At 49.2% G+C, this 25,110-nt stretch carries 18 protein-coding genes; all 18 read left to right on the top strand.

Going from position 1 to position 25,110, the window contains the following annotated elements; all coding sequences use genetic code 11:
- The first annotated feature begins 267 nt into the window (after nt 1-267).
- The 18 genes from IEX74_RS00835 (at nt 268) to IEX74_RS00750 (ending at nt 25,026) form a co-directional block, all read left to right on the top strand.
- Complete coding sequence (locus IEX74_RS00835) at nt 268-1,617, top strand: cytochrome c3 family protein (RefSeq protein ID WP_188810031.1); 1,350 nt, start codon at nt 268-270, stop codon at nt 1,615-1,617.
- Nucleotides 1,618-1,764: 147 nt separating this feature from the next.
- Nucleotides 1,765-4,815: a TAT-variant-translocated molybdopterin oxidoreductase gene (locus IEX74_RS00830; RefSeq protein WP_188810029.1), complete on the top strand. Its 3,051-nt coding sequence runs from the start codon at nt 1,765-1,767 to the stop codon at nt 4,813-4,815.
- A 68-nt stretch (nt 4,816-4,883) separates the two neighbouring features.
- Nucleotides 4,884-6,341 carry an NrfD/PsrC family molybdoenzyme membrane anchor subunit gene (nrfD, locus tag IEX74_RS00825; protein WP_229755063.1) on the top strand — a complete coding sequence of 486 codons (1,458 nt, stop codon included), beginning with the start codon at nt 4,884-4,886 and terminating at the stop codon, nt 6,339-6,341.
- A complete protein-coding gene (locus IEX74_RS00820; RefSeq protein ID WP_188810028.1) occupies nt 6,334-6,861 on the top strand; it encodes a DUF3341 domain-containing protein in 528 nt (175 codons plus the stop codon). Before nrfD ends, IEX74_RS00820 begins: the two co-directional genes overlap by 8 nt.
- Nucleotides 6,861-7,607, top strand: a complete 747-nt coding sequence (locus IEX74_RS00815; protein WP_188810026.1) for a c-type cytochrome — start codon at nt 6,861-6,863, stop codon at nt 7,605-7,607. The genes IEX74_RS00820 and IEX74_RS00815 overlap by 1 nt, the downstream gene beginning before the upstream one ends.
- A 6-nt stretch (nt 7,608-7,613) precedes the next feature.
- Nucleotides 7,614-8,921: a quinol:cytochrome C oxidoreductase gene (locus tag IEX74_RS00810; protein ID WP_188810024.1), complete on the top strand. Its 1,308-nt coding sequence runs from the start codon at nt 7,614-7,616 to the stop codon at nt 8,919-8,921.
- 95 nt (nt 8,922-9,016) lie between these two features.
- Nucleotides 9,017-10,078 (top strand): cytochrome c oxidase subunit II, encoded by a 1,062-nt coding sequence (locus tag IEX74_RS00805; RefSeq protein WP_188810021.1) that lies wholly within the window; start codon nt 9,017-9,019, stop codon nt 10,076-10,078.
- Nucleotides 10,079-10,101: 23 nt separating this feature from the next.
- Entirely contained in the window at nt 10,102-11,961 is a 1,860-nt protein-coding gene (locus IEX74_RS00800) for a cytochrome c oxidase subunit I (protein WP_188810019.1), read from the top strand.
- 192 nt (nt 11,962-12,153) lie between these two features.
- A complete protein-coding gene (locus IEX74_RS00795; protein WP_188810017.1) occupies nt 12,154-13,197 on the top strand; it encodes a COX15/CtaA family protein in 1,044 nt (347 codons plus the stop codon).
- 50 nt (nt 13,198-13,247) lie between these two features.
- The gene (cyoE, locus tag IEX74_RS00790; protein ID WP_188810015.1) at nt 13,248-14,099 is read left to right on the top strand and encodes a heme o synthase; all 852 of its coding nucleotides are present in this window, start codon (nt 13,248-13,250) and stop codon (nt 14,097-14,099) included.
- Between the two features lie 14 nt (nt 14,100-14,113).
- Complete coding sequence (locus IEX74_RS00785; protein WP_188810013.1) at nt 14,114-14,701, top strand: cytochrome c oxidase subunit 3; 588 nt, start codon at nt 14,114-14,116, stop codon at nt 14,699-14,701.
- A gap of 21 nt (nt 14,702-14,722) precedes the next feature.
- Nucleotides 14,723-15,496 carry a cytochrome c oxidase subunit 3 gene (locus IEX74_RS00780; RefSeq protein WP_188810010.1) on the top strand — a complete coding sequence of 258 codons (774 nt, stop codon included), beginning with the start codon at nt 14,723-14,725 and terminating at the stop codon, nt 15,494-15,496.
- A 65-nt stretch (nt 15,497-15,561) separates the two neighbouring features.
- The gene (locus tag IEX74_RS00775; protein ID WP_188810008.1) at nt 15,562-15,903 is read left to right on the top strand and encodes a cytochrome C oxidase subunit IV family protein; all 342 of its coding nucleotides are present in this window, start codon (nt 15,562-15,564) and stop codon (nt 15,901-15,903) included.
- Between the two features lie 2 nt (nt 15,904-15,905).
- Nucleotides 15,906-16,583: an SCO family protein gene (locus IEX74_RS00770; RefSeq protein WP_188810006.1), complete on the top strand. Its 678-nt coding sequence runs from the start codon at nt 15,906-15,908 to the stop codon at nt 16,581-16,583.
- Entirely contained in the window at nt 16,555-17,112 is a 558-nt protein-coding gene (locus IEX74_RS00765) for a DUF420 domain-containing protein (protein WP_188810004.1), read from the top strand. Before IEX74_RS00770 ends, IEX74_RS00765 begins: the two co-directional genes overlap by 29 nt.
- Before the next feature lie 51 nt (nt 17,113-17,163).
- Nucleotides 17,164-17,409 carry a CAMCR motif-containing small membrane protein gene (locus tag IEX74_RS00760; protein ID WP_188810002.1) on the top strand — a complete coding sequence of 82 codons (246 nt, stop codon included), beginning with the start codon at nt 17,164-17,166 and terminating at the stop codon, nt 17,407-17,409.
- A gap of 185 nt (nt 17,410-17,594) precedes the next feature.
- A complete protein-coding gene (locus tag IEX74_RS00755) occupies nt 17,595-21,296 on the top strand; it encodes a sensor histidine kinase (RefSeq protein ID WP_188810000.1) in 3,702 nt (1,233 codons plus the stop codon).
- Between the two features lie 184 nt (nt 21,297-21,480).
- Complete coding sequence (locus tag IEX74_RS00750; protein ID WP_188809998.1) at nt 21,481-25,026, top strand: DUF8818 domain-containing protein; 3,546 nt, start codon at nt 21,481-21,483, stop codon at nt 25,024-25,026.
- The last annotated feature ends 84 nt before the right edge of the window (nt 25,027-25,110 follow it).

Here is a 25,110-nt window from a genome sequence, read left to right as displayed (position 1 = left end):
AGTTGACAACTACTATAAGGTATACCAAGTAGTAAGTAGAAGGTATAACCAATAGTAGGGGTATACTACTTACTGCTAGCATAATAGGTGGGCCTTGCTGTATTTAGGTACCTATATAAAGTAGTATTTATTGCGGTTTTTAGAATGATTCTAAGCAAGATTCATTACGTGAAAATTACCTAAACCGGGTTTGTGGTCTGCGATTCACGACCTACATTTGTGGCCTTGGAGCACCTGTGCGTTTCTTTTCTTCAGTCTTTTTGTGCTATGGATAGCATCCGACTACGTTCCCTTTCTCATCTCTTCCTTGCGTTGTTCCTGACCTTTGCTGGCCTAAGCAATGCTGTGGCTCAACAGCAAAGTTCTGGTACAGCGCCGGTGGGTTCAGCCCCTGGCGTAAGCAAGGATGGAGTAGCCCCCGGTGCTACCGCCGGGGCTGACCCAGCCACCGGTGGAGGTGATGCTGCTGCTATTGCTGCCGGCGATGCATTGTTCAAAAACAATTGCGCTCAGTGTCACGCTGTGAACGACGTAGTAGTCGGACCAGCCCTAAAAGACATTACCAAGCGCCGTCCGATATCTTGGCTCATCCCTTGGATAAAGAACTCCAGCAAAGTAGTAGCCAGTGGCGATGAATATGCAGTGAAGCTGTTCAATCAGTATCAGAAGCAGCAGATGCCTAGCTTCCAACTATCAGATGCTGAAATTACCTCTATTATCTCTTATATCAGCGCCGAGAGCGGAAAAGGAAGTACGGCTGATCAGGGAGGTGTAACAGCAGGTAACGTTAACGCAACAGACGGCAAGGATGCTGCCGCTGATGATACTGCTGGAGCTGGTCAGTATGTTAATGTTCTATTGATCGTATTAGTAGTAGTTCTGATCGTGTTGGTAGTGACGCTCGTCATTATCGCCAACATCATGAAGGATGTACTTCGCGGCCGCAAAGACTTGGATGGTCGTGATGTAGAGTTGATGGAGCAGCGCTTCGATTATTCGAAGATATACAAGTCCAATATCGTACGAGGGCTTGCTGTCACCGTCTTTACACTGGCTATCCTCTACGAATCAGTTCAGGCTGCCATGGGCGTTGGCCTAACCCAAGGCTATCAGCCCACGCAACCTATTGCCTTCTCACACAAACTACACGCTGGTACAAACCAGATTAACTGCTCTTATTGCCACACTAGTGTGTATAAGAGTAAGAGTGCCAATATTCCTTCGGCTAATATCTGTATGAACTGCCACTCGCAGATCAAAACAGAATCGCCGGAGATTCGCAAGATTTACCGTGCTATTGAGAAGAAACAGCCAATTCAGTGGGTACGTATTCACAACCTACCTGACCTAGCTTACTTCAACCACTCACAACATACGCAAGTCGGCGGCATCGAATGTCAGACTTGCCATGGCCCTATTCAAAACATGGAAGTAGTGTATCAGTACTCTGCTCTCACCATGGGCTGGTGCATCAACTGCCACCGCGAGACGCCTCTCAACACGAAAGGCAACGGCTACTACAATAACCTTGTGAAGTTGCACGACAAAGCTAATAGTGCAGCACCGTTTACCGTATCTTCTAACGGCGGTACGGAGTGCTCTAAGTGCCACTACTAGGTTATAGGGCTGTATAGAAGTTGATCTTAATCAAGCTCTATACAGCCTAACACCTTTACTGATTTTAGATTCTAAATAAGCCTTAACTTGGTGATCCTACTCGGTTCTAAAAAGCCTAATCACCAAGGTCTTAAGTCCTAAAAACAAATGCAAGAGTCGCCTAAGTACTGGAAGGGAATTGAGGAACTGGAAAACTCGCCGGAGTTTGTAAAAAACGCACTCACTGAGTTTGCGGATTTTCTACCGGTGAAAGAAACCTATGGCTCTTCCGACGAATCGGTAGCCCCGCGCCGCGACTTCCTCAAGCTCATGGGCTTCGGCATTGCCGCGGCCACTTTAGCTAGCTGCCAAACACCAATTAAGAAGGCTATTCCCTACCTGAATAAGCCAGAAGAAGTTGATCCAGGTATTGCTAACTTTTATGCCTCGTCGTACTTCAACGGTACTGACTACAACAGCATATTGGTAAAAACTCGTGAGGGCCGTCCGATTAAACTAGAAGGCAATCCTGGTTCACCAATTACAGGGGGAGGCCTATCGGCACGAGCGCAGGCTTCTGTGTTAAGCTTGTACGATGGTGGCCGCTTGCAGCACTTCACTATAAAAGGGCAGAAAGCAGAAACAGCTCGCGTTGACCAAGAGATTCGGACTAAGCTTGCCGGGGCTACTGGCCGAATTGCAATTGTGTCTCCTACCATCATCAGCCCGACTACTAAGAAAGTAATTGCGGAGTTTGCTGCCCGTTATCCCAATACGGAGCATGTAATGTATGATGCCAACTCCAGCTCTGCTCTTCTGCGTGCTAATGGTGGCGTTGTACCTGCTTACGACTTCAGCAAAGCCGATGTCATTGTTAGCCTAGGTGCTGATTTCCTAGGTACATGGTTGTCTCCGATAGAGTACGCCCGGCAGTACATTACCAACCGCAAAGTATCGAGTGATAAGCGTACAATGTCACGGCATTTCCAGTTTGAGCCGACTATGTCGCTCACTGGTGCCAATGCTGACGTACGTGTCGCAGTAAAGCCTTCTGAAATGGGGGCAGTAGCCGCTGCACTTTACAATGGTATTGTTGGCGGAGGAAGTTCATCGTTCAAGAATGAGCAGTTAAACAAGGCTGTTGCTGAGTTGAAGGCTCATCGTGGTCGTAGCCTAGTAGTTTCAGGCTCAAATGATGTAGCGGTTCAAACAGTTGTAACTGCCATCAACCAAGCTTTGGGTAATGTAGGTACTACTGTTGATACAGATAACCCCTCTTTTGTTCGCCAAGGTGATGATGCCCGTTTTCTGCGTCTGGTGAATGACATGAATGCTGGTACTGTAGGCGCAGTTATTTTCTACCATGCCAATCCAGCATACAATCATCCTTTAGCAGATAAAGTAAGATCAGGCATTGCAAAGGTGCCCATGAGCATATCGCTCAACGACCGTTTAGACGAGACAGGTTCGCTTTGTTATTATGCTTGTCCAGACCACAATTTTCTGGAATCGTGGAATGACTATGAACCACGTCGTGGTGCTTTGAGCTTAGCTCAACCTACTATTTCGCCTTTGTTTGCTACCCGCCAAGCTCAGGATAGCTTGTTGAAGTGGGCAGGCAATCAGCAATCATACTACAATTATCTCCGTGCTAACTGGCGTGGCGTCTTAGGAGGCAACTTTCAAGCTAACTGGGATAAAGCAGTACATGATGGTGTCGCTGTTGGTTCTCTTACTCCCGCTGTTCAACCTCAGCTAGGTAGTACAATCACAATTGATCAAGCTCTTAGTAAAATTGCTTCTGCACCGAAGCAAACAGGTATAGAACTCTCCCTTTACGAGAAAGTAGGTGTAGGCCCTGGGTACGGAGCTGATGCAAATAACCCTTGGCTACAGGAGTTGCCAGATCCAGTTTCCAAAGCTACTTGGGGTAACTACCTTGCTGTACCTCGTACTATGGCTGTTGCGGCTGAGAATAAATGGGAGCAGGGTGATGTAGTTCGCATTACCACTGCAAACGGTCAATCAGTAGAACTGCCTATATTAATTCAACCGGGCCAGGCACAAGGTTCTGTTAGTGTTGCAATAGGTTATGGGCGTGAGAAGGCAGGACGAGTAGGGGATAAATTAGGCGCAAATGTTTACCCGTTAGCAGTAGCGGCAGATAACGCCATTTCCTATGTTACTTCGGTCACTAAGATTGAAAAGACAGGAGCTAACTCGCAGATTGCACAGACGCAGACGCACCATACAATTATGGATCGTAAGCCAGTAGTGCAGGAAGCTACATTGGATGAATATGCCAAGAATCCGAAAAAAGTTACTGAGTACGATAAGGTTGCTACTCCTGAAGGATTAGAAGATCCCAGAAAAGTTTCTCTGTGGCAAGATTATGAGTATAAAAACCACCACTGGGGAATGGTCATTGACCTTAACTCATGCATCGGCTGTGGTTCTTGTGTGATAGGTTGCCAGATCGAAAACAACGTAGCCGTAGTCGGTAAACAAGAGGTGATCAACCGTCGGGAAATGCACTGGCTGCGCATTGACCGTTATTATAGCTCAGATCATCACAAGGATGAATTTGAGACCGAAGGTAAGCTAGCTACATACCGGGCTATGGAAGATCCTTCCGACAATCCGTCGGTTATTTTCCAGCCTATGCTTTGCCAGCATTGCAATCACGCACCATGTGAGACAGTGTGCCCAGTATTGGCTACTACGCACAGTTCGGAAGGTCTGAATCAAATGACCTATAACCGTTGCGTTGGTACCCGCTACTGTGCAAATAACTGCCCGTACAAAGTGCGTCGCTTTAACTGGTTTTCTTACTACTCTAACGAGAAGTTTGAAACGGTGAATGGTCACATGTTCACTGATCTAGGCCGGATGGTACTGAACCCCGATGTTACAGTGCGTGCCCGTGGTGTAATGGAGAAGTGCAGCTTCTGTGTGCAGCGTATCCAGTTGGCTAAACTCGAGGCTAAAAAGCAGAAGCGCCGTCCGAAAGATGGCGAAGTTGTAACTGCCTGTGCACAGTCATGCCCAACTCAAGCAATTGTGTTTGGTGACCTACTCGATCCAGAGTCACAGGTTCACAAAATAACACAGCGTGAACATGGAGAAAGAGGTTTCCATGTAATTGACTCTATCAACACGCAGTCGAATATCACGTACCTTACTAAAATCCGTAATACGGAAGAGAGTCGGAACGCTTAGTTTTTGTGTAATACAGAAGAGTTGTTGTAAAAAATGGCTCTTTCTTCCACTCCTTTAAGTTCAAGATTATGCAGCACGTATCAGCCGTAAGGGAGCCTCTCGTAACAGGAGGAAAGACCTACCACGACGTTACGCAGGACGTGTGCCGCCAAGTTGAAGCCAAGCCGAACGTCCGGTGGATGGCAGCCTTGAGTGTAGCTTTGTTCCTGTTCGGCGTTTTTCTCTACTCAGTTTATCGCACCTTATGGTATGGTATCGGAGAATGGGGTTTAAATAAGACAGTTGGCTGGGCTTGGGACATCACCAACTTCGTGTGGTGGGTAGGTATTGGCCACGCTGGTACGCTTATCTCAGCTGTGTTGCTGTTGTTCCGTCAGAAGTGGCGGACCTCCATCAACCGGGCAGCAGAAGCAATGACTATTTTTGCGGTAATATGCGCCGCTATGTTCCCTGTACTGCACATGGGACGTCCATGGTTAGCTTTCTGGGTATTGCCGTTCCAAAACACTTTTGGGTCACTATGGGTAAATTTCAACTCCCCTCTGCTATGGGACGTGTTTGCCATCTCGACTTACTTCTCTGTTTCGTTGGTGTTCTGGTACACAGGTCTGATTCCGGACTTCGCTACCATCCGTGACCGAGCAAAAGGGCCAATCGCACGTCGTGCGTATGCACTACTTAGCTTCGGCTGGACGGGTTCGGCCAAGCACTGGTCGCGCTACGAAACAGTTTCTTTAATCCTAGCTGGTGTTTCTACGCCGCTAGTATTATCAGTACACACGATTGTATCGATGGACTTTGCTACCTCTGTTGTACCAGGCTGGCACACTACCATCTTCCCTCCATACTTCGTGGCAGGAGCTATCTTCTCCGGTTTTGCTATGGTACTCACGCTGATGTTGATTACGCGTGTAGTGTTTAAGTTGGAAGATTATATCACACTGGAGCACATCGCCTTGATGAACAAGATCATGATGATCACTGGCTCAATCGTAGGTGTGGCATACATTACAGAGTTCTTCATCGCCTGGTACTCGCAGGTAGAATTTGAACAGTACGCATTCATCAACCGTGCTACTGGTCCTTATTGGTGGGCTTACTGGTCAATGATGACCTGCAACGTAATTACCCCGCAGCTGGTGTGGATTCGTAAGGTTCGTTATAGCATCCCGCTCACTTTCCTGCTCTCCATCATTGTGAACATTGGTATGTGGTTCGAGCGCTTCGTAATTATTGTTACTTCGCTTCACCGTGACTACCTGCCCTCTAGTTGGGCCATGTTCTCGCCAACCAGAATCGATGTTGGTATCTACTTGGGTACCATTGGCTTATTCTTCACGTTGTTCTTGCTTTTTGCCAAGTTCTTCCCTGTCATCAACATGGCTGAAGTGAAGTCTGTCCTGAAATATGGAGTAGACAATGGTCCAACATATGTTGGAGGACATGATCATCATGCTCCCGTTCAACATGCTGCTACTCCTGGTGTTCCTGCCTCAGCTCCTGTAAACTATAATAAGCATGACTAAGCGCTTCGCCCTCGGCATCTTCGATGACGAAGACGTGCTCCTGCACGCCATTGATAACATCCGCGCTGCCGGTGTTAAAATCCACGACGTATTTACGCCATTTCCTGTACACGGCATCGATGATGCACTAGGTATTGAACGCTCTCGTTTGCCTATAGCTGCTTTCTTCTTTGGCCTGTGTGGAACTTCATTTGCTTTGTGGATGCAGATCTATATGCTAGGTTTCGACTGGCCAATGATTATTGGTGGCAAGCCACACATCGCTCTTCCTGCCTTTATCCCTGTGACTTTCGAGTTAACTGTGCTCTTCTGCGCATGGGGGATGATGATTACCTTCTTCACTATATGCGGTTTGTACCCACGGTGGAGAGTTCCAGTGCTAGATGTTCGCTCCACTGACGATAAGTTTGTAGTAGCTATTGATTTGAACAATAGCACTTTCGATATGAACCACCTAAGACAATTGTTGCGTGACAATGGTGCTTCGGAGGTGAACGAAAAAGAAATGACTCAGAAATAATGACGCATACGCTGAAATTAGGTCTGCAAGCGTCGGCTATACTGTTCGGAGCAGTATGCACTGTTGCCTGTAATGAAGCCGGTAGTCCCGGTGTGGAATATGCTCCGCAGATGTACGAATCAATTCCTTACGAGCCGCTGAAGCAAGAGAATGTTAATATCATCAATCCGATGGGACTTAACATGCGCACACCAGTGGTTGGAACAGTACCATTAGGTAAGTTGAGTTACTACGATCATATTCCGAAAGACAGTGTTCGTATTGCAGAGCATACCTTGCGAAACCCATTTCGCTATACCAAAGCGAACCTAGAAGAGGGTAAGGTTCTTTACACTCGTATTTGTTCGCATTGTCATGGTGAACAAGGTGACGGTCAAGGGCCAGTAGGGCAAAAGTTTAAAGGTGTGCCGAACTACTCTACTGGAGCTTATAAGACGATGAATGATGGGCACATCTATCACGTCATACAATGGGGACGTAACCGTATGATGCCACACGGATCTATCGTTAATCCAGAGGAGCGTTGGAAGATTGCTATGTACGTACGTGTACTCCAGCAAGGAAAAGGTCCAGATGGTTTAGCTGACTTGGTACAAGCTAAAGGTGACGATTCTCCTGAAATAGTTGATCAATCAGAATCGACAGATCGGGCAAATCAAGCACCAGTAGAGGAAGCTCAGGCTGGTAAAGGTTCTGCAACTCCTGGTCAGGGTGGTGCTCAAGGACGAAACGGAAAAGCTAACTAATCAACTATGGCAACTTTGACGCATCATGAAAGCGCCACGGCTGAACACCTGGAGCTTTCCGCGAAAACACGTAGAACATTTGTTACGATTATTGTTGCCGGTGTAATCCTGCTAGTAGTTGGGTTGATTTTAGCGGCTATGGGTGTTGGTGCTGACCATCACGCTGCTGAACATGGCACTGGCATGGGAGCTTCCGCACACCATGAAGAAGGAAGTCCTATCTGGCTAAAGCGCCTGTTCGCTAGTCTATGGCTGAATAATGTGTACTTCGTTGGTATCTCTGTAATTGGCACTTTCTTCGTCGCATTACAATATGTTGCTTACGCAGGCTGGTCAGTGCTAATCAAACGTGTCAACGAAGCACTGAGTGCTTGGCTACTTCCAGGAGGAGTTATTATGCTGCTAGTATTCTTAGTAGGCAAGCATGATCTCTTTCACTGGACACATGAAGGAATTATGGATCCTAAATCACCAAGCTATGATGCTATCATCTCTGGTAAAAGTGGCTTTCTAAACCAGCCTTTTTACCTCATAAGAATGATAGTTTACATAGGTATTTGGTGGTTCTTCTCTGAAAGACTGCGCAAGCTTTCGTTAGAAGAGGATCTAAATGGTGGTACTGCTTACTTCCACAAAAGCATCAATGTAGCTGCTGTATTCTTAGTGCTATTTGCGGTGTCCTCATCAATGTCGGCTTGGGATTGGGTAATGTCTATAGATACACACTGGTTCAGTACAATGTTTGGCTGGTATGTTTTTGCTAGCTGGTGGGTATCAGGTATTGCAGCTACTACGCTTATTGTAATTTTCCTGAAGCAGGCTGGATACATGCGTTTTGTAAATGCTAGCCATTTGCATGATCTAGGTAAATTCATGTTCGGCTTCAGCATCTTCTGGACTTATGTATGGTTTGCTCAGTTCATGCTGATCTGGTACGCTAACCTACCAGAAGAAGCTGTGTACTATAATCAACGTCTAGGAGGGTTCAATGACCGTTATACAGGAATCTTCTTTTTCAACCTGTTAATAAATTTTGCTTTCCCCTTCTTAGTACTGATGACGCGCGATGCTAAGCGGCAGATGATTATGCTCAAAATTGTAAGCATTGCTATTCTGATTGGACACTGGTCTGATTTCTATTTGATGATCATGCCAGCAACTTTAAAGGCCGACAATGGGTTTATCATTGAGATCGGCACGGCAATGATCTTCTTAGGGTCTTTCCTTTTGCTGGTGACAAAACGTTTGTCGCAGGCTTCACTTGTTCCAGTGCATCATCCATTCTTGGATGAGAGTGTGCATCATACCACTTAACCTAGACCTGAGTATTGTGGAGTGAGAAGGTAGATCAGTGAAGTCCTCTCACTTATAGCTTCCCAACTCTCATTTCTGTAGCTCAACATATCCTCATGATTGCTCTCAGTATTCTTCTGGTTCTGGTATTACTGCTTGTCGTATTTGGCTTGCTGTTCCGCCTCCAGATTCTCACTTCTATCTTCTCGGGCAGCTTTACTCGTGACATCGGGCTTAGCAATCGTGCCAACGCTATCCTCATGCTTGTATTCATGGTGATAGGAGGCGGGGCGTTTGCTTGGTCTTTCGCGGACAACTTCGATAAGATGAATCCGCCCATTGCCTCTATTCATGGCCATGCCTTGGAACGGATGTTTTGGACTACTATGATCATCCTAGGTATTGCTTTTGCAATTACTCAAGTGATGTTATTTGTGTTTTCTTATCGCTATCAACATAAGGACAACCGTCGAGCTTTCTTCTTCTCTCACAATAATAAGATAGAAGTTATCTGGACTTTGATTCCTGCCATTGTGATGGCGAGCCTAGTATTCGCTGGGTGGAAGCAGTGGACTAAGATCACTGGTCCTGCCCCAAAAGACTCTGTTGTATTAGAGGTGATGGGCAAACAGTTCAACTGGCTTGTGCGTTATCCTGGTCGTGACCAAAAGCTAGGCGTTGTTAATTATCGTTTGATTGATGCCACAAACGAGTTTGGATTCGATCTGAATGATAAAAATGGCCTAGACGACTTTGTAGCAGGAGAGGTGCACGTTCCTAAAGGCCACCCAGTATTGTTGCGAATTCGTTCCCGTGACGTATTGCATGCGGTATACATGCCACACTTTCGTGTACAGATGTATGCTGTGCCTGGTATGCCAACAAAGTTCTGGTTCACCCCCACCAAAACAACCGATGAAATGCGGGCTCAGCTTGGTAATCCTAAATTCAACTATGAGCTAGCTTGTAACCAAATATGTGGCCGCGGGCACTTTGCTATGAAGTTGAACATTGTAGTAGATGAGCCGGATGACTACGTAGCATGGTTTGCTCAGCAGAAATCATTTGCAGAACAGAACCCTGATGTACTAGCTAGCTTCAAAGAGAAGTCTGATAAACTGGTTACCAAAGAAGCTGCAGCAGCTGTTGTTACACCTGCAACAAAAGCTTCCCTTTAATCTTCGTTACTTAATCGCACGCTATGGCTGCTAACCTTCCTGTTCACTCGCAAGTGCAAGGTGATATCGGCGCTACTGAACCACGTACCGAGCACGATGAGCATCTGCACCATGATGAGCATCACGAGCAAAGTTTTATAAGCAAGTACATTTTTAGTACTGACCATAAAATAATTGCTAAGCAGTTCCTGATTACAGGAATATTCTGGGCAATTATGGGTGGTGCCTTATCCAGCTTATTCCGTATTCAATTGGGCTGGCCGGAAGCTACTATGGATTGGCTGCAACCTGTCCTAGGTAAGTGGGTTGAAGGTGGTAAGCTAAACCCTGAGTTTTACCTAGCTTTGGTAACGATGCACGGCACTATTATGGTGTTCTTCGTGCTGACCGCTGGCCTGAGTGGTACGTTTTCCAACTTCCTGATTCCACTGCAAGTTGGCGCTCGTGACATGGCTTCAGGGTTCATGAACATGCTTTCTTACTGGTTCTTCTTTGTTTCCGGTTTGGTTATGTTCTTATCCTTGTTCCTGGAGACTGGACCAGCTGCTGCCGGCTGGACAATTTATCCTCCGCTTAGTGCCCTGCCACAGGCTATTCCAGGGTCGGGAGCAGGTATGACGATGTGGCTGGTAAGTATGGCTTTGTTTATCATCTCGCAATTGCTCGGTGGTGTTAACTACATCACTACTGTCATCAACTTGCGTACCCGGGGCATGTCAATGTCCAAGCTGCCACTCACTATCTGGGCTTTCTTTCTAACCGCAGTATTAGGTCTTTTGTCATTCCCGGTCCTTTTTTCAGCTGCACTGCTGCTGATCTTTGACCGAAGCTTTGGTACCAGCTTCTTCTTGTCGGACATCTACATTGCCGGCCAGGCTCTAAACAACACTGGGGGCTCACCAATCCTGTTTCAACACTTATTCTGGTTCCTAGGTCACCCTGAAGTTTACATTGTAATCATGCCTGCGATGGGCATGGTGTCTGAGATCCTAGCTACAAACGCGCGTAAGCCTATTTTCGGTTATCGTGCTATGATCGGCTCTTTGTTGGGTATTTCTGTGTTGGCCTTCGTAGTATGGGCACACCATATGTTTGTAACTGGCATGAATCCGTTCTTGGGCTCAGTGTTCATGTTCCTGACCTTGATCATTGCCGTTCCTTCAGGTGTAAAGGTGTTCAACTGGCTTGCTACATTATGGCGCGGTAATATCCGGTTTACCTCCGCTATGCTGTTCTCGATTGGCTTCGTATCGCTGTTTATTGCTGGTGGTTTGACAGGTATCGTGCTTGGTAATGCTGCACTAGACATTCAGATGCACAACACTTACTTCGTAGTGGCTCACTTCCACTTAGTAATGGGTAGTTCTGCGTTCTTCGGCTTGTTTGCTGGCGTGTACCACTGGTTCCCGAAAATGTTCGGCCGTATGATGGATGAAAAACTAGGTTATATTCACTTCTGGTTGACTTTCATAGGTGTATACCTAGTGTTCATGCCGATGCACTACGTCGGTATTGCTGGTTTCCCACGTCGCTATTATGCTTGGACTGGCTTTGACTCCTTTAGCCAATTTGCTGATTTGAATAAGTTTATTTCGGCTGCCGCGATTTTTGCCTTCTTGGGCCAGTTCGTCTTTATATTCAACTTCTTCTACAGCATTTTCCGCGGACGTCGGGCTACTGAAAATCCATGGCGTTCGAGCACGCTGGAGTGGACTACACCTGTAGTTCCCGGTCACGGCAACTGGCCCGGCGCTATTCCTGCTGTTTATCGTTGGCCTTACGATTACAGCAAGCCCGGTGCTGCAGAAGATTTCATACCACAGAACGTTCCGTTCTCAGAAACGAAATCTTCTAACATGCCGAATGAGCGTGAGCAAGACTAAGATATTTTGCTACAAATGAAATGGGCTCCTGTATTACAGGAGCCCATTTCATTTGTAGCAAAATCGTTCAAAGCTAATGATACATTTCTTTCTTATGACTTGAGCAAAACACTGCTCAGGTATGTTATCAAGAAAACAAAGAGCTAACAAGTGAGTATCACAACGTCCGCTTCTGTACACCGATTCCGCCTCATGGGTATTGTAACTGTAGTAGCAGTTTACTTGCTGATCTTGGTGGGTGGTATTGTGCGTAGCACTGGTTCTGGAATGGGTTGTCCTGACTGGCCTAAGTGCTTTGGTATGTGGATACCACCTACCGATATAAAGCAACTCCCCACTGGCTACAAAGAGGTGTACACAGCACAACGGGTAGCGAAGAATAAGAAGTTAGCTTCAACTTTAGAGCGGTTTGGCTTCAAGCAAGTTGCCGGAAATATTTTTGCTCATCCAAACCAGTATATAGAAACAGATTTCAATGTTACGAAGACTTGGATCGAATACATAAATCGACTCTTGGGTGCTCTAATTGGAATATTCATTTTCTTAACAGTCGTATTTGCACTTCCTTATTGGAAGCTGGATCGTCCTGTTTTTTGGTTAGCCTTTTGGGCATGGATTCTGACCGGGGTACAAGGGTGGCTAGGTTCCTTAGTTGTCTCAACCAATCTTTTACCCATTATGGTGACGATTCATATGGGCTTAGCGCTCGTAATTGTTGCTATGTTGATTTATGCGGTTGATCGTTCTCAGCGAGAATTGAAAGCTGTTGCGACAGTACCACTATTGGGTATGCTCTCCGTATGGCTGTGGGGAGCAACGCTGCTGACCTTTGCACAAATAATACTAGGTACACAGGTTCGCGAGCAGGTAGATGTTGTGGCTTTTGCTGCCGAGTATGCAAGCAGAGACCAATGGATAGAGCAACTGGGAGCAGTATTTCGCTACCATCGTACATTCTCACTGGTGCTTTTGGTTGTGAATGCATACGTCGTGTACCAGCTACTACAGCTGCGCTCCAAAGAACTACATCAGCTTGCCACTATCAGCTTGACCTTGATCATATTGGAAATAGTAGCAGGTATGACTCTGGCTTACTTTGCACTACCAGCAGCAGTTCAGCCTGTGCATTTAACAATTGCTACACTATTATTCGGTGTGCAATTTCTGACCAGTGTGGTATACCATCGTGTGACGAAAACGGCTATGCAAGCCGCTTATCCGCGGGTTGTTGCGTAACTTTGCGCCCCTGTTAGACCCACTCTAACGGGCATCTTGGATCTCAATTGATGATAAAAGTTAAGGCCTATTTTCAGCTGCTCAAGTTCCGCTTAGCGCTTACTGTTGCATTTTCCAGCGCCATCGGCTACTTATTAGGCGTAAAAGAATTTAACTGGGGCCTCGCCGTATTGGTGCTGTTTGGAGGGCTGGCTGTCACTGGCTCTGCTAATACAATTAACCAAATCCATGAGGTAAACCTTGACAAGCTGATGAAGCGCACCGCTAAGCGCCCCTTACCAATGGGAGTGCTTAGTATTACAGAGGCTTGGATATTTGCCATCTTAATAGGAGTGTTGGGCCTTTTCATCCTAGGTTATTTCTTCAACCCTTTGACGGCAGCACTTTCCTTACTGTCTCTGATTCTGTACGGCTTCATCTACACGCCCCTCAAGACCATCTCACCGGTGTGCGTAGCAGTTGGCGCTATTCCTGGTGGGATGCCGCCGCTGTTAGGTTGGGTGGCGGCTACGGGTGTGCTGGGTGTAGAAGCCTGGATCCTATTTGGTATTCAATTCATGTGGCAGTTTCCGCACTTTTGGGCCATTGCATGGGTTTTAGATGAGGACTATAAGAAGGCAGGATTCAAAATGCTTCCTACTCCGGGAGGCAAAGACATGCGCACTGCCTTTCAGATCATGACCTACACATTGCTGCTGATACCGTTAAGTTTGTTGCCCCTGGAGTTTGGGATGACTGGTAAGACATCTGCGTTGATTGCAGTAGTATGTGGCGTGCTTTTCTTGATGCAGACCTTCTATCTGATGCGTACTTGCTCCAAAAAGGCAGCGATGAACATCATGTTTGGGTCGTTTTTGTACCTGCCAATCGTGCAGATCGCGCTGGTGTTTGACAAACTGTAACTGTTTTCTGCTTTATGCACTCTTCTGAAACGCTCACCGATAAAGAGCCAGGCACCGGCGTTCACCCGTTGCGGATGCTTTTGATTCTTATAATTGTGAGCATCATCATGATGTTCGCAGCTTTTACCAGCGGCTATATCGTACGCCGTGAGGAAGGTAACTGGCTGGAGTTTGACCTGCCTAGTGGTTTGCTGATTAATACGGTCGTAATTGCCTTAAGCTCAGCTTCTATGCAATGGGCTTGGTTTTCAGCACGTAAGGACAACGTACGTCAAGTACAGATTGGGATGCTAATTACGTTTGCTCTAGGCCTTATCTTTTTGGTTGGCCAGTGGAACGTATGGGGTGATCTGGTAGCTAATAAAGTTTACTTCGGTGGCACCGATTCGAATCCATCAGGTTCATTTACTTACGTATTGATGGGGGTTCACGCATTTCACCTTATTACAGGGCTTGTCTTTCTCGTAATAACCCTAGGGCGTAGCTTGCAGTACAAAGTACATTCGCGCCAAATGCTCGCTATTTCGAACTGCACAATCTACTGGCACTTCTTAGGTGGGCTTTGGTTGTACTTGTATTTGTTCCTACTTTTGAACCACTGATTTCGTCTTTACCCGTACGCTATGTCTACTACTTCCACGACGCAGACTCTTTCTTCGTCCGCCACTCTCGAAAAGCCGCGTACCGGCACCTGGGATGGGGGCAATGAACCTTTCAAGGCGAGCTATGGCAAGCTAATGATGTGGTTCTTTCTGCTGTCGGATGCTTTTACGTTCGCAGCTTTTTTGACCGCCTATGGCTTAATACGGCACCGTCATCTGGCTTATGTGGGTGATGCCAAAGAGTTTGTTTTCTCGACGGCTTACTGGCCCATTCCGGAGAAGGTGTTTAATGCCTTTCCTGGTTTTCACGGTGTAGATCTGCCGCTGGCGTTTGTTGCTTTGATGACGATGATCCTCATCTTCAGTTCAGTGACAATGGTGCTAGCCGTAGAAGCCGGGCAACGTATGGACAAAGCAGATGTACAGAAATGGCTGCTCTGGACGATTTTATTCGGCGCTACATTCGTAAGCTGCCAAGCTTTGGAGTGGAGCCACTTCATTGAAGGTACTGAGGCTGGTACGAAGATGGCCGACGGCTCAATCTTCCACGGTGCTAACCTAGCAATGAACCAGTACGGCCCGCCCTTGTTCGGTGACCTATTCTTCTTCATCACTGGTTTCCACGGCACACACGTATTTAGCGGACTGTGCTTGCTGACTTGGAGCTTTATTGCCACAACTAATGGTACGTTCGAGAAGCGTGGCCACTATGAAATGGTTGAGAAAATCGGCCTGTACTGGCACTTTGTAGACCTAGTATGGGTATTTGTATTTACCTTCTTTTATCTGGTATAATGAATTTTTGAATGCTGAACAGTGCAGCAGACAATTCAAGATTCAACATTCAAACGTAGAACTTCATGGCTCATCACGTAGCAAATACTCCGACCCAACTCGGTGAGATTCCGAAGCCAAATACCGGCTGGATCTGGAAGACCTTCTTCATTCTGGTAGCTATTACCGCTGTTGAATTCTTGTTGGCCTTCACAATGTCCGCCGGAACATTCCGCAACAGTATCTTCATCGTAATGACTATACTGAAGGCCTTCTTCATTGTAGCTGAGTTCATGCACTTGAAGCATGAAACCAAAGCTCTCATCTGGACTATTCTGGTTCCGATGGCGCTGTTAGTGTGGCTGCTTGTAGCCTTGGTTTCAGAAGGTTCCTCAATCGGCGAAGCTATCTTCAACGCCTTCAAATAAACATGCGGCCCAAGCAAACCTTGTTGTTGGGCCTCCTTTTGCTGGTGCCGGTGTTAGGGTTTCTGTTCCTGACAACCTTTGGCACAAACCGTTACGCGCTGCCAACTTACCTGCCTGACCATGTCGATTCGACGTTGGTAGGAGGGAAGTGGCAGCGCGATACTGTTTTTCACCAGCTAGGTAATTTTAACCTAGCTTCTCAATCTGGCCGCATTGTCAATCAGAAAGACTTGGCTGGGGGGGTGTATGTAGCTAGCTTTTTCTATACAACGTGCGTTGGAGCCTGTCCATTAGTAAACAGTCAGCTTACGCGCGTACAGGAACAGTTCCGCCATGAGCCGCGGGTGAAGCTCGTATCCTACGACGTAGATGCCGTACATGATTCAGTGCCTGTACTAGCTAGCTATGCAGAGCGCTATGCAGCAATTGCGGGCAAATGGTTTTTCCTTACTGGAGAAAAAGCGCAGGTAGATCGGCTGATTACGCAAGATTATCGGTTGCCGGCACCTTCTGGCGTCGCGCCTGGTTTAACACATAGCCAGCAGCTGTTCCTGGTTGATCGTGATAAGCGGATAAGAGGAATTTACGACGGTACTGAGCAAAAAGAGGTAGATCGGCTCATCACCGAAATCGAAGTCTTATTGTACACCTATGACCACGACAACGCAGCCCGTCATTGAGCCGGGCAGTTATACCAAGTACAAGATCATCCTAGGCACGCTAGCGGCAGTAGTGCCGCTGCTGGTAGCAGTGCTGTACTACTTCCCAGAAACATTTCGGATACCGGGTGCTCAGGTTAAGTTTCTGCCGGCCGTAAATGCGGTGCTTAACTCACTGACAGCCATTTGTTTGGTGATCGGATATTACTTCATTCGCCGCAATCAGGTAGTACAGCACCGCTTAATGATGAGTGCGGCGTTTCTACTGGGTTCCTTGTTCCTGGTTTCCTACGTGGTATATCACTCGCAGGTAGCGTCTACCCACTTTGGAGGGGTCGGTGTCATTCGTTATGTCTACTTTATCTTGTTGCTAACACACATTTCATTAGCAGTCGTAACAGTGGGATTGGTGCTGTTTACGCTGTACTTTGCTTTAACGCAGCAGTTTAGCAAGCATCGTCGTATTGCCCGCTGGACGTTCCCGGTCTGGTTGTACGTATCCGTAACGGGCGTTGTCGTTTATTTTATGATTGCACCGTATTACACCTAGGCTGCGTACCTGAAAGAGGAAATTTTACCGAAAAGAAGCTGTTAAAAAGATATGAAAAAGTTGGTTTTTGCTGGAATATTGATGTTTCTGCTAGGCTCTCTACTGAGCCTGATGCCCCTAACGGCAAGTGCCCAGTGCTCTTTGTGCAGCAGCCAGGTAGAGTCGGCGCGTACGGAGAAGGACGCCCAGGATTTTTCCGGCCTGAACACCGGTATTCTGTACCTGATGACCATTCCTTATTTGCTAATTGGTGCAGTTGGTTTTTTCTGGTATCGGCACGCCCACCAGCGTAAGTAGTGCAATCTGTTAAGATGCACGCAGGCGTATACTCGTCGATCAGATAGATTGGTTTCGACAAGAAGAGCTAGGAAATGCCGCCAAATGGCGGCATTTTTGTTGAATGCCCTATTATGGAAAATACTTCCTATTGACATTCATTACCTTATAACTCCGATTTGATATACTCGCGCTCCTCTCCGTTAGTGTTGTTGATAGCTGCGGCGCTCTGCTTCTTGGGAGCGTACCTGAGCAATTATTACGGACAGGGAGATGGTGTGCTGCTCCGTACCGATGCTGCTCGTCTGCAAACGTTAGTAACGGAAGCCGAACTCACCGCTGAGCGCGATGCGAATGAAGTAGCCGAACGCTTACGAAATAATGAACTCAACTTTGGGTGGCTGGTCGGGCGTACAACGTATCCTTGCTTTGTTTTTGAAGGCGATAAGCTGCTGTACTGGTCTGATCATACGACGCGGCCAGAGCCGGAAAACGTAGCGCAGAAGTTTCGGGAGAAGTTGGTTGATATGCGGTTTGGCCAGTTTCTCGCCTTACGTCATCCCGCGGGCGCCTACACTATTCTGACGTATATTCCGCTGGAGCGGCACTATAGCATCAGCAACCGCTACTTGCGGGAAGGTGCAGAACGAGCCTTGTTTCGTGGGCTAAACGTAAAGCTGGTTGCTAATGCTACCCAGCGCAGCTTGCCTCGCTTGTATTCAGCCACCGGCGCGTACTTGTTCTCGCTGGAAAGTTTGCAACCCAATCCCGTTACCGGTAAGTACTTGCCTCTAACGCTGTTGCTGCTAGGTTTTGGGCTGTACTTGAATGGCTGGGCACGTCTATCGCAACAGCAATTCATTAAAGGGCGCACATTGCTCGGCACCGCTACGGCTGTGTTGCCCTTAGTGGCGTTCCGGTCGGCGCTGTTGTACTTCGGTTTGCCGTTCTCCTTTATCGAAGTGCGCATCTTCGACCCGAAGGTATATGCCGCCTCCTGGCTGTCGCCGTCGCTCGGCGACTTGCTGATCAACGCGCTGCTGTTCCTGCTGGTGGCTTACTACAGCGTGTTCTTGTTCCGCCACTATGGCCTGATTACCCGCATTCAACGAATTAACAAGCTAGCTCCACGGCTGATACTGGCGGCAAGTGCTGTGCTAAGTTTCTTCGGTTTGCTGGAGTTGTTGTTCGAATTCTACGCCAACAGCTTCAACAATTCGCAGCTGGTGCTCGATGTCACTCAGAATATTCAGGTGTCGGGCTTCAAACTGCTGCTGTGCCTAGCTATCGTGCTGCATACTACTGGGTATCTGATAGGGTTCTACGTTCTGTCTCAGGTATTTCTGGCGTCAGTTCGCCCTCCTACGCGGGTGCTGGGCTTGTTTCTGCTGGCGCTCTGCGCGCTCTGTGTTTTGCCTCTGAGCTTGGTGCTCACGAAGGTGCATTTCATACTGTTAGGTCTTACCCTGGTATTCTTCTGGGTGATTCGTTTCACCGGCCTGAAACGAGTAGGCGAGATTGTTCCGTACCAGATCTACCTTTTTACTTTCCTGATGCTCAGCGTCAGCTCGATTGTGGGCGCGTTGGCTTTGTATGAGCGATTTGATCACCAGTTGGTATCGAGCAAGAAAAAGATAGCAGGTAACTTATTAGTAGACAATGATCTGCAAGGAGAGTACCTGCTGGGTTTGCGAACCCGCGAAATTGCGGCTGACCAGAATATTGCCACTCAGCTGGCAAACATCTTCACTAATCCGGAGTCAATCCGTCAGCGAATCGTCAAGTATTACCTGCGCGATTATTTCGACAAGTACGAGATTGTCGTCACCTTATTTGATGCCGCTGGTCGGCCTATCAGTGGCGAGCAAGGTACAACAACGCTTCCACAGATTCGGGCGCGACTGGTGCACACCGCCGATAGCACCGACCAAAAGAATCTGTACCTGATTCGGGGCACTACCTCATTCAGCACTAGACGCTACGTGGCTTTTGTGCCCGTACGCACACCTGCAGGCAGTACCTGCACCATCTTGCTCGAACTCTCCTTGAAAAAGCTCACGGCCTATAGTGTAGTGCCCGAGTTGCTGGTAGATCAGAAATTCTTCCAGCCAGGGCTAGGTCCTGACCTGAGTTATGCAGGCTACGAAAACGGGCACTTGGTATACAGTGAAGGTGATTTTGACTACGTAAACCGACTTTCCGCGCAACAGCTGCGTGATCCGCGCCTGTATGATCCGGGCCTTTCGATCCGCAGGTTTCACCACCTAGGTGTGCGCGGCCCCCAAAACCGAACGGTAGTCGTCACAACTGCGACCTACTCTTTTGGCGATTGGTTGGCCAATTTCTCTTTTCTGTTCCTGCTGCATTCGTTCTTCTTCCTGCTGTGCACAGGCTTGTACATGGTGGTAGAAGGACGTTACATTGATCTGTTCCGGGCCAACTTTAGCACCAAGATTCAGCTGTTTCTGAACCTAGGTATCGTAGTACCGCTGCTCATCGTGAGCGTTGCTACCGCCAGTCAGGTGACGGATTCTTACAAGCGGGACTTACGCCGCACCTACGAGCGCCGCGGTAAGACAGTGCAGGAGAGTCTATTAAAGAACCGGGCTCTGCTGGCCGACTCAGCTAGCCGCACCGCCTTGGTTGAGCTAGCCGATAACGTATCGAACCTGACCGAAACGGACCTCAACCTCTACGATGCGCATGGGGCGCTGCAAGTAAGCAGTCAGCCGCTGATCTTTGAGTCGGGTGTACTCAGTCCGTTGATGAATCCGCAGGCCGTAGCTGCGTTGGCCGAGCAGGCGCAGCCGCGGGTGCTGCTGACGGAGCGTGCCGGCTCGTTGTCGTTTAATGCGCTCTACCTACCGTTGCGGGCTACGGCGCGGGCCGGGCAGCCGGGCACCGTAATCGGGTACGTGGGTATCCCGTTTTTTGACTCGGAGAAAGACCTGGATAACAAATTGATAGAACTGATCTGCACCATCCTGAACATTTTCACGGTGATGTTCATTCTATTTCTGCTGCTGACGTTTCTGGCATCGCGGCTCCTCACCGAGCCACTTAAGCTCCTCACCGAAAAGCTGAAGCAAACGACGCTTACGGGGCAGAATGAAATGTTAGCCTACGAAGCGTCGGATGAGATTGGGCTCCTTGTGCGCGAATACAACGAAATGCTGCTGAAGCTTGAAGATAGCAAGCAGGAGCTAGCTACCCAGGAGAAAGAAGCCGCTTGGCGAGAAATGGCCCGGCAGGTTGCGCACGAAATCAAGAACCCGCTCACGCCCATGAAGCTTTCCTTGCAGTTTTTGCAGAAAGCCATTGCTGAGCGCCGGCCCAACACGGAAGAGTTGATCAGCAAGATTTCGCAAACCCTTATCACACAGGTAGATGTGCTCAGCGACATTGCTACCTCCTTCTCTACCTTCACCAACTTGCCTGCCATGCGCCCGGAGCGGTTGGACGTAGTGCCTATCTTGCGGCGCTGCGTGGGGTTGCACCAGGGTGGCGCCGGCACGGGCGGAATTCAGTTGCGGCTGCCTGCTGATGCGGCTGAGGCACATTACGTCGTTTTTACGGACGAAAACCTACTGGTTCGTACGTTTAATAATCTGCTCATCAATGCGCTGCAAGCAGTGCCGGCGGGCCGTAAGCCTGTTATTGAAGCTAGCTTGGAGCGCGCCGAAGGAAATCGGGTGCGAATCTGCATCAGGGATAATGGCATGGGCGTTCCGGAGGCGGTGCGCGATAAGATATTTGTGCCGAACTTCACAACAAAGGTTTCCGGTTCCGGAATTGGACTGGCTGTAGCACGGCGCGGTATTGAAAGTGCGGGCGGAAGTATTTGGTTTGACACGCAGGAAGGCGTTGGGACAGTGTTCTGCATCGAGTTGCCGCTCGCCCCGGAATAATAATTGCAGAGAGAAGGCAGTGATATATAGGAAGTTAGCAATGTAGTGGCTTCTTGCTGTAGCCAGCCATTGCACCTAGCTTTGTAGTCAGGTATCATCCGAAACGTAGCCGGCCTAGGAAATAAGCTGAGCTAGGCAGCGTTTTATCAATAAACCTTCTCCTACCAAATCCTAGCAGTATTTGATGACAGCTTCTACGCGGCGTATTTTTCCGATAGGGTGCTGTCTGTTGGTGCTGCTGTTGCTGCTAACCGATAGAGCGGTAGCCCAGCAGCTCGCCGGGATGTCGTCGCGACGTAGCCGCTGGGTACACTTGATGCCGGGGCAGGATACGATCAACTTTGCTCTGCCCGATACCCTAACGGTAGTGCCTTCATCGGTAACGGCCAACGGACATTCGGTAGCTTATAATGCGCGGACTGAAACGTACCGCATCGTGCGTGCGCCTGGCAGCGTACCGTTGGTAGCTGATAGCTTGGCACCTAGCCCGAGCCTCGATTCTATACTGGTGAGCTACCGGGTGCTGCCCCTGCGGCTCACCGCCCCGCATTATCGGCGGCCACGTAGCCTCATTGATACCCTGGGTTTTCCGCGGCGCCTGAGCGACTACCAGGATTTTGTGGTGAAAGAACAGATTCTGAGCACGCCGGGCATCAATAAAACCGGCAATCTGTCGCGTGGGGTGTCGTTTGGCAACGCGCAGAATGTGTTCGTCAACTCCTCGCTCAACCTGCAACTGGAAGGAAAACTAACTGATCAGATCAACCTGACGGCGGCTATTTCCGACCAGAATGTGCCTTTTCAGCCGGAAGGCAACACCCAGCAGCTACAGGAGTTCGACCGCATCTACATCACCCTGACGCATCCGCGCTGGAACCTGACCGCCGGCGACGTGGTGCTGCGCAATAAGCCCGACTACTTTCTGCGCTTCTACAAAAACGTGCAGGGCGCGGCCATCGAAACCAATTTTTCGCCGGGGCGTGGCCGGCGCAGCACCACGACCTTGGCTGGGGGCGTAGCCAAAGGAAAATTTGCCTCGATTGATCTGACGCCCATCGAGAACGTGCAAGGGCCGTACCGCCTGCGTGGCCCAAACGGCGAGCAGTTTATCATCGTGCTGGCCAACTCAGAGCGCGTGTACCTGGATGGGCAACTGATGACCCGCGGCTTTGATTTCGACTACACCATCGACTACAACCAGGCGGAAATCACCTTCACGCCCAAGCACCTGATTACCCGGAACTCTCGCCTCAAAGTTGATTTTGAGTACTCCGACTTCAACTATTCCCGCTCCCTGGTTCACCTGAGCCATTATCAGCAGCTAGGTCGCCTCAGTGTGCAGGCCAACTACTATCGCGAAGCCGACAACCCCGATAACTCGCCTAACCTGACGCTCACGGCCGATGATAAGCAGTTGCTGCGCAGCGCTGGCGACCAGGTCAGCCAGGCCCCTGACACCAGCGTAGTTGCGGTAGCGTACAACCGACAGCAGGTGCAGTACCACCGCGAAATACGGCTCGTGGCTGGTGAGCGGGTACCCATGTTCGTTTTCGCGAAGGACTCGCTGAGTGCCGTCTACAACGTACGCTTCACGGAAGTGGCGCAGGGGCAAGGGGACTATAGGCTCAGCACGCAAAACCCGGGAGCCAACGGCCGGGTGTTTGAGTATGTAGAGCCTGTGGCAGGCGTGCTGCAAGGCAATTATCAGGCAGTGAGGCTTCTGCCGACTCCGCTGCTGAAACAGATGATGACCATCGGCACCCGGTACCGCGTCGACTCAACAGCTACGGTGTTCGTGGACCTAGCTTCTTCGGAGCTTGACCTGAACCGCTTCTCGCCAACTTCAACGCCGGGGCGGGCTTTTCGGGTTGGCTATGCGGTGCAAGATCGGCCGCTGAACCTACCTTTGCTGAAGCAATACAAGCTTCGGAGTACCCTCGATTATGAGTACACCAGCCGGCAGTTCGCGCCCATCGACCGCTACCGCGACATTGAGTTCGACCGTAACTGGAGTACGACCAACACTGTGCAGGGCAATGGCTCTTATCGGACGCCGCGTGAAGACAATATCCTCAATTTCTCGGCGGGCATTGTAAAAGATATAAACAATACCATTTCATATCGGCTTAGTCGCCGCTACCGGGCTGGCGAGGTGAACGGGGTTCAGCACTGGCTCGATGCGGCGCAGCAGCTAGGTAATGCACAATTGCGCGGGACTTTGTTTGTGCTCAATTCGCAGGCCGGCAACCGGCGTTCTAGTTGGGCTAGGGGCGAGGCCACCGGGCGCTACGTGGGCGGACCTATCGTGCCTGGCTACGCGTATCGCTTCGATAAAAACCGTGTGGCGCTGCCTGGCGGCGATTCGCTCACCTCGGCCAATTACTTCGACGAGCACGCTCTGTTTATTCAGAGCCGCGACAGCGCCAAAACGCGCTTCCGTCTCGATTACACGTACCGTCGCGACCAAGCGCCTAATACCGAGCAAACCGCCTTGTACCTGCGCGGCCGTGCCCAAACTTGGCAGGGTACCTTCGCAAGCAGGCTGGGCAAAAGTCAGGACCTGAACCTGCTCTTCACGTACCGCGACCTAGCTGCCCGCGACAGCTCCCGCCAACGCACCGTACTCAGCAAGCTCGATTGGAATGCTGGTTTCTTCAATAATCTGTTGCGCTCGGAATTGAGCTACAGCGTCGCGACGGGGCGTGAACTGAAGCGTGACTATTCCTTTTTGCCCGTGCCGGCCGGGCAAGGCACGCACTACTGGCAGGATACCAACGGCAATAAGCTTCAGGAAAGAGACGAGTTCTTTGAGGCTCAAACGCCCGATGCACAATACCGCACGTACATCAAAGTGTATTTGCCCACCGACAACTACATTGTGGCGTTTACCAACCGCTTCAGCTATCGGCTCACGAGCAGCGCGCCGCGGCAATGGCGCGACCAGCCCGGCTTGCGCGGCTTTGGCGCCCGGTTTTCGGCCATCACCAGCGTGACCCTCGACCGCCGCACGATTGACAAAGACCTAGGTTCTCGCCTGAATCCGTTTGCGCTGCAAACCAATGACTCACTGTTGCTTTCCCTTAATAAGCTGATTCGCAACACGCTTTATTTCAATCGTTCCAATCCCATCTTCGGGGCCGAGTTTACGGTGCAGCAGAATCAGCAGAAAACCTTGCTGACCAATGGAAGCGAGATACGGAACCTAGCCACGCAAAGTCTTCTGGTACGGCGGACGCTCGCTCAGTCGTTCACCGGGCGCGTCACCACCACCCGGAGCATTCGCGGCAACAATTCCGATTACCTAATTAATCGCAACTTCCGGTTGCTGATCTACGAAGTGCAGCCCGAAATTAGTTACCAGCCCACTCCAACACTGCGCTTCACCGGCACGTACCTGCACACGAGCAAGCAGAATACCTTTGAAAGCGACCAGGAAACGCGCGGTACTTTCGACGAGCTAGGTATCGAGACCCGGCTGAGCCAGGTTAGCAAGCGTACCCTCTCCGCCACGACGCGCTACGTTCGGGTTGGTTTTCGCGGCGAACAAAGCTCGCTGGTAGCCATGGAAATCCTGAATGCGCTTCGCCCCGGCAACAACATGACCTGGAACCTGAACCTGGAACAGCGCCTGAGCAATGGCCTGAATGTGTCAGTGGCCTACGACGGTCGCAAAGCCAGCGGCGCTGCCATCGTGCATACCGGCCGGATGCAGGTTTCTGTATTATTTTAAATTAAAATGAATGCTTTTGAATCCTAGGTGTTAGTTGCGCGTATAACGTTTGAAATTAATAGTATATTCGATATATTGTTTTAA

The sequence above is a fragment of the Hymenobacter cavernae genome, from assembly GCF_014641455.1.
GTDB lineage: Bacteria > Bacteroidota > Bacteroidia > Cytophagales > Hymenobacteraceae > Hymenobacter > Hymenobacter cavernae.
Note: the sequence above shows the minus strand (reverse complement) of the source record. Positions and strands in the feature narration are given on the sequence as shown.

Bases quoted from the DNA above. Each gene is read 5' to 3' on its own strand.
- IEX74_RS00805 (WP_188810021.1), top strand. From the start codon at position 9,017: ATGATTGCTCTCAGTATTCTTCTGGTTCTGGTATTACTGCTTGTCGTA.
- IEX74_RS00830 (WP_188810029.1), top strand. From the start codon at position 1,765: ATGCAAGAGTCGCCTAAGTACTGGAAGGGAATTGAGGAACTGGAAAAC.
- IEX74_RS00765 (WP_188810004.1), top strand. From the start codon at position 16,555: ATGACCACGACAACGCAGCCCGTCATTGAGCCGGGCAGTTATACCAAG.
- IEX74_RS00800 (WP_188810019.1), top strand. From the start codon at position 10,102: ATGGCTGCTAACCTTCCTGTTCACTCGCAAGTGCAAGGTGATATCGGC.
- IEX74_RS00770 (WP_188810006.1), top strand. From the start codon at position 15,906: ATGCGGCCCAAGCAAACCTTGTTGTTGGGCCTCCTTTTGCTGGTGCCG.
- IEX74_RS00775 (WP_188810008.1), top strand. From the start codon at position 15,562: ATGGCTCATCACGTAGCAAATACTCCGACCCAACTCGGTGAGATTCCG.
- IEX74_RS00785 (WP_188810013.1), top strand. From the start codon at position 14,114: ATGCACTCTTCTGAAACGCTCACCGATAAAGAGCCAGGCACCGGCGTT.
- IEX74_RS00780 (WP_188810010.1), top strand. From the start codon at position 14,723: ATGTCTACTACTTCCACGACGCAGACTCTTTCTTCGTCCGCCACTCTC.
- IEX74_RS00795 (WP_188810017.1), top strand. From the start codon at position 12,154: ATGGGTATTGTAACTGTAGTAGCAGTTTACTTGCTGATCTTGGTGGGT.
- IEX74_RS00835 (WP_188810031.1), top strand. From the start codon at position 268: ATGGATAGCATCCGACTACGTTCCCTTTCTCATCTCTTCCTTGCGTTG.
- IEX74_RS00820 (WP_188810028.1), top strand. From the start codon at position 6,334: ATGACTAAGCGCTTCGCCCTCGGCATCTTCGATGACGAAGACGTGCTC.
- IEX74_RS00810 (WP_188810024.1), top strand. From the start codon at position 7,614: ATGGCAACTTTGACGCATCATGAAAGCGCCACGGCTGAACACCTGGAG.
- IEX74_RS00815 (WP_188810026.1), top strand. From the start codon at position 6,861: ATGACGCATACGCTGAAATTAGGTCTGCAAGCGTCGGCTATACTGTTC.
- IEX74_RS00760 (WP_188810002.1), top strand. From the start codon at position 17,164: ATGAAAAAGTTGGTTTTTGCTGGAATATTGATGTTTCTGCTAGGCTCT.
- IEX74_RS00750 (WP_188809998.1), top strand. From the start codon at position 21,481: ATGACAGCTTCTACGCGGCGTATTTTTCCGATAGGGTGCTGTCTGTTG.
- nrfD (WP_229755063.1), top strand. From the start codon at position 4,884: ATGCAGCACGTATCAGCCGTAAGGGAGCCTCTCGTAACAGGAGGAAAG.
- cyoE (WP_188810015.1), top strand. From the start codon at position 13,248: ATGATAAAAGTTAAGGCCTATTTTCAGCTGCTCAAGTTCCGCTTAGCG.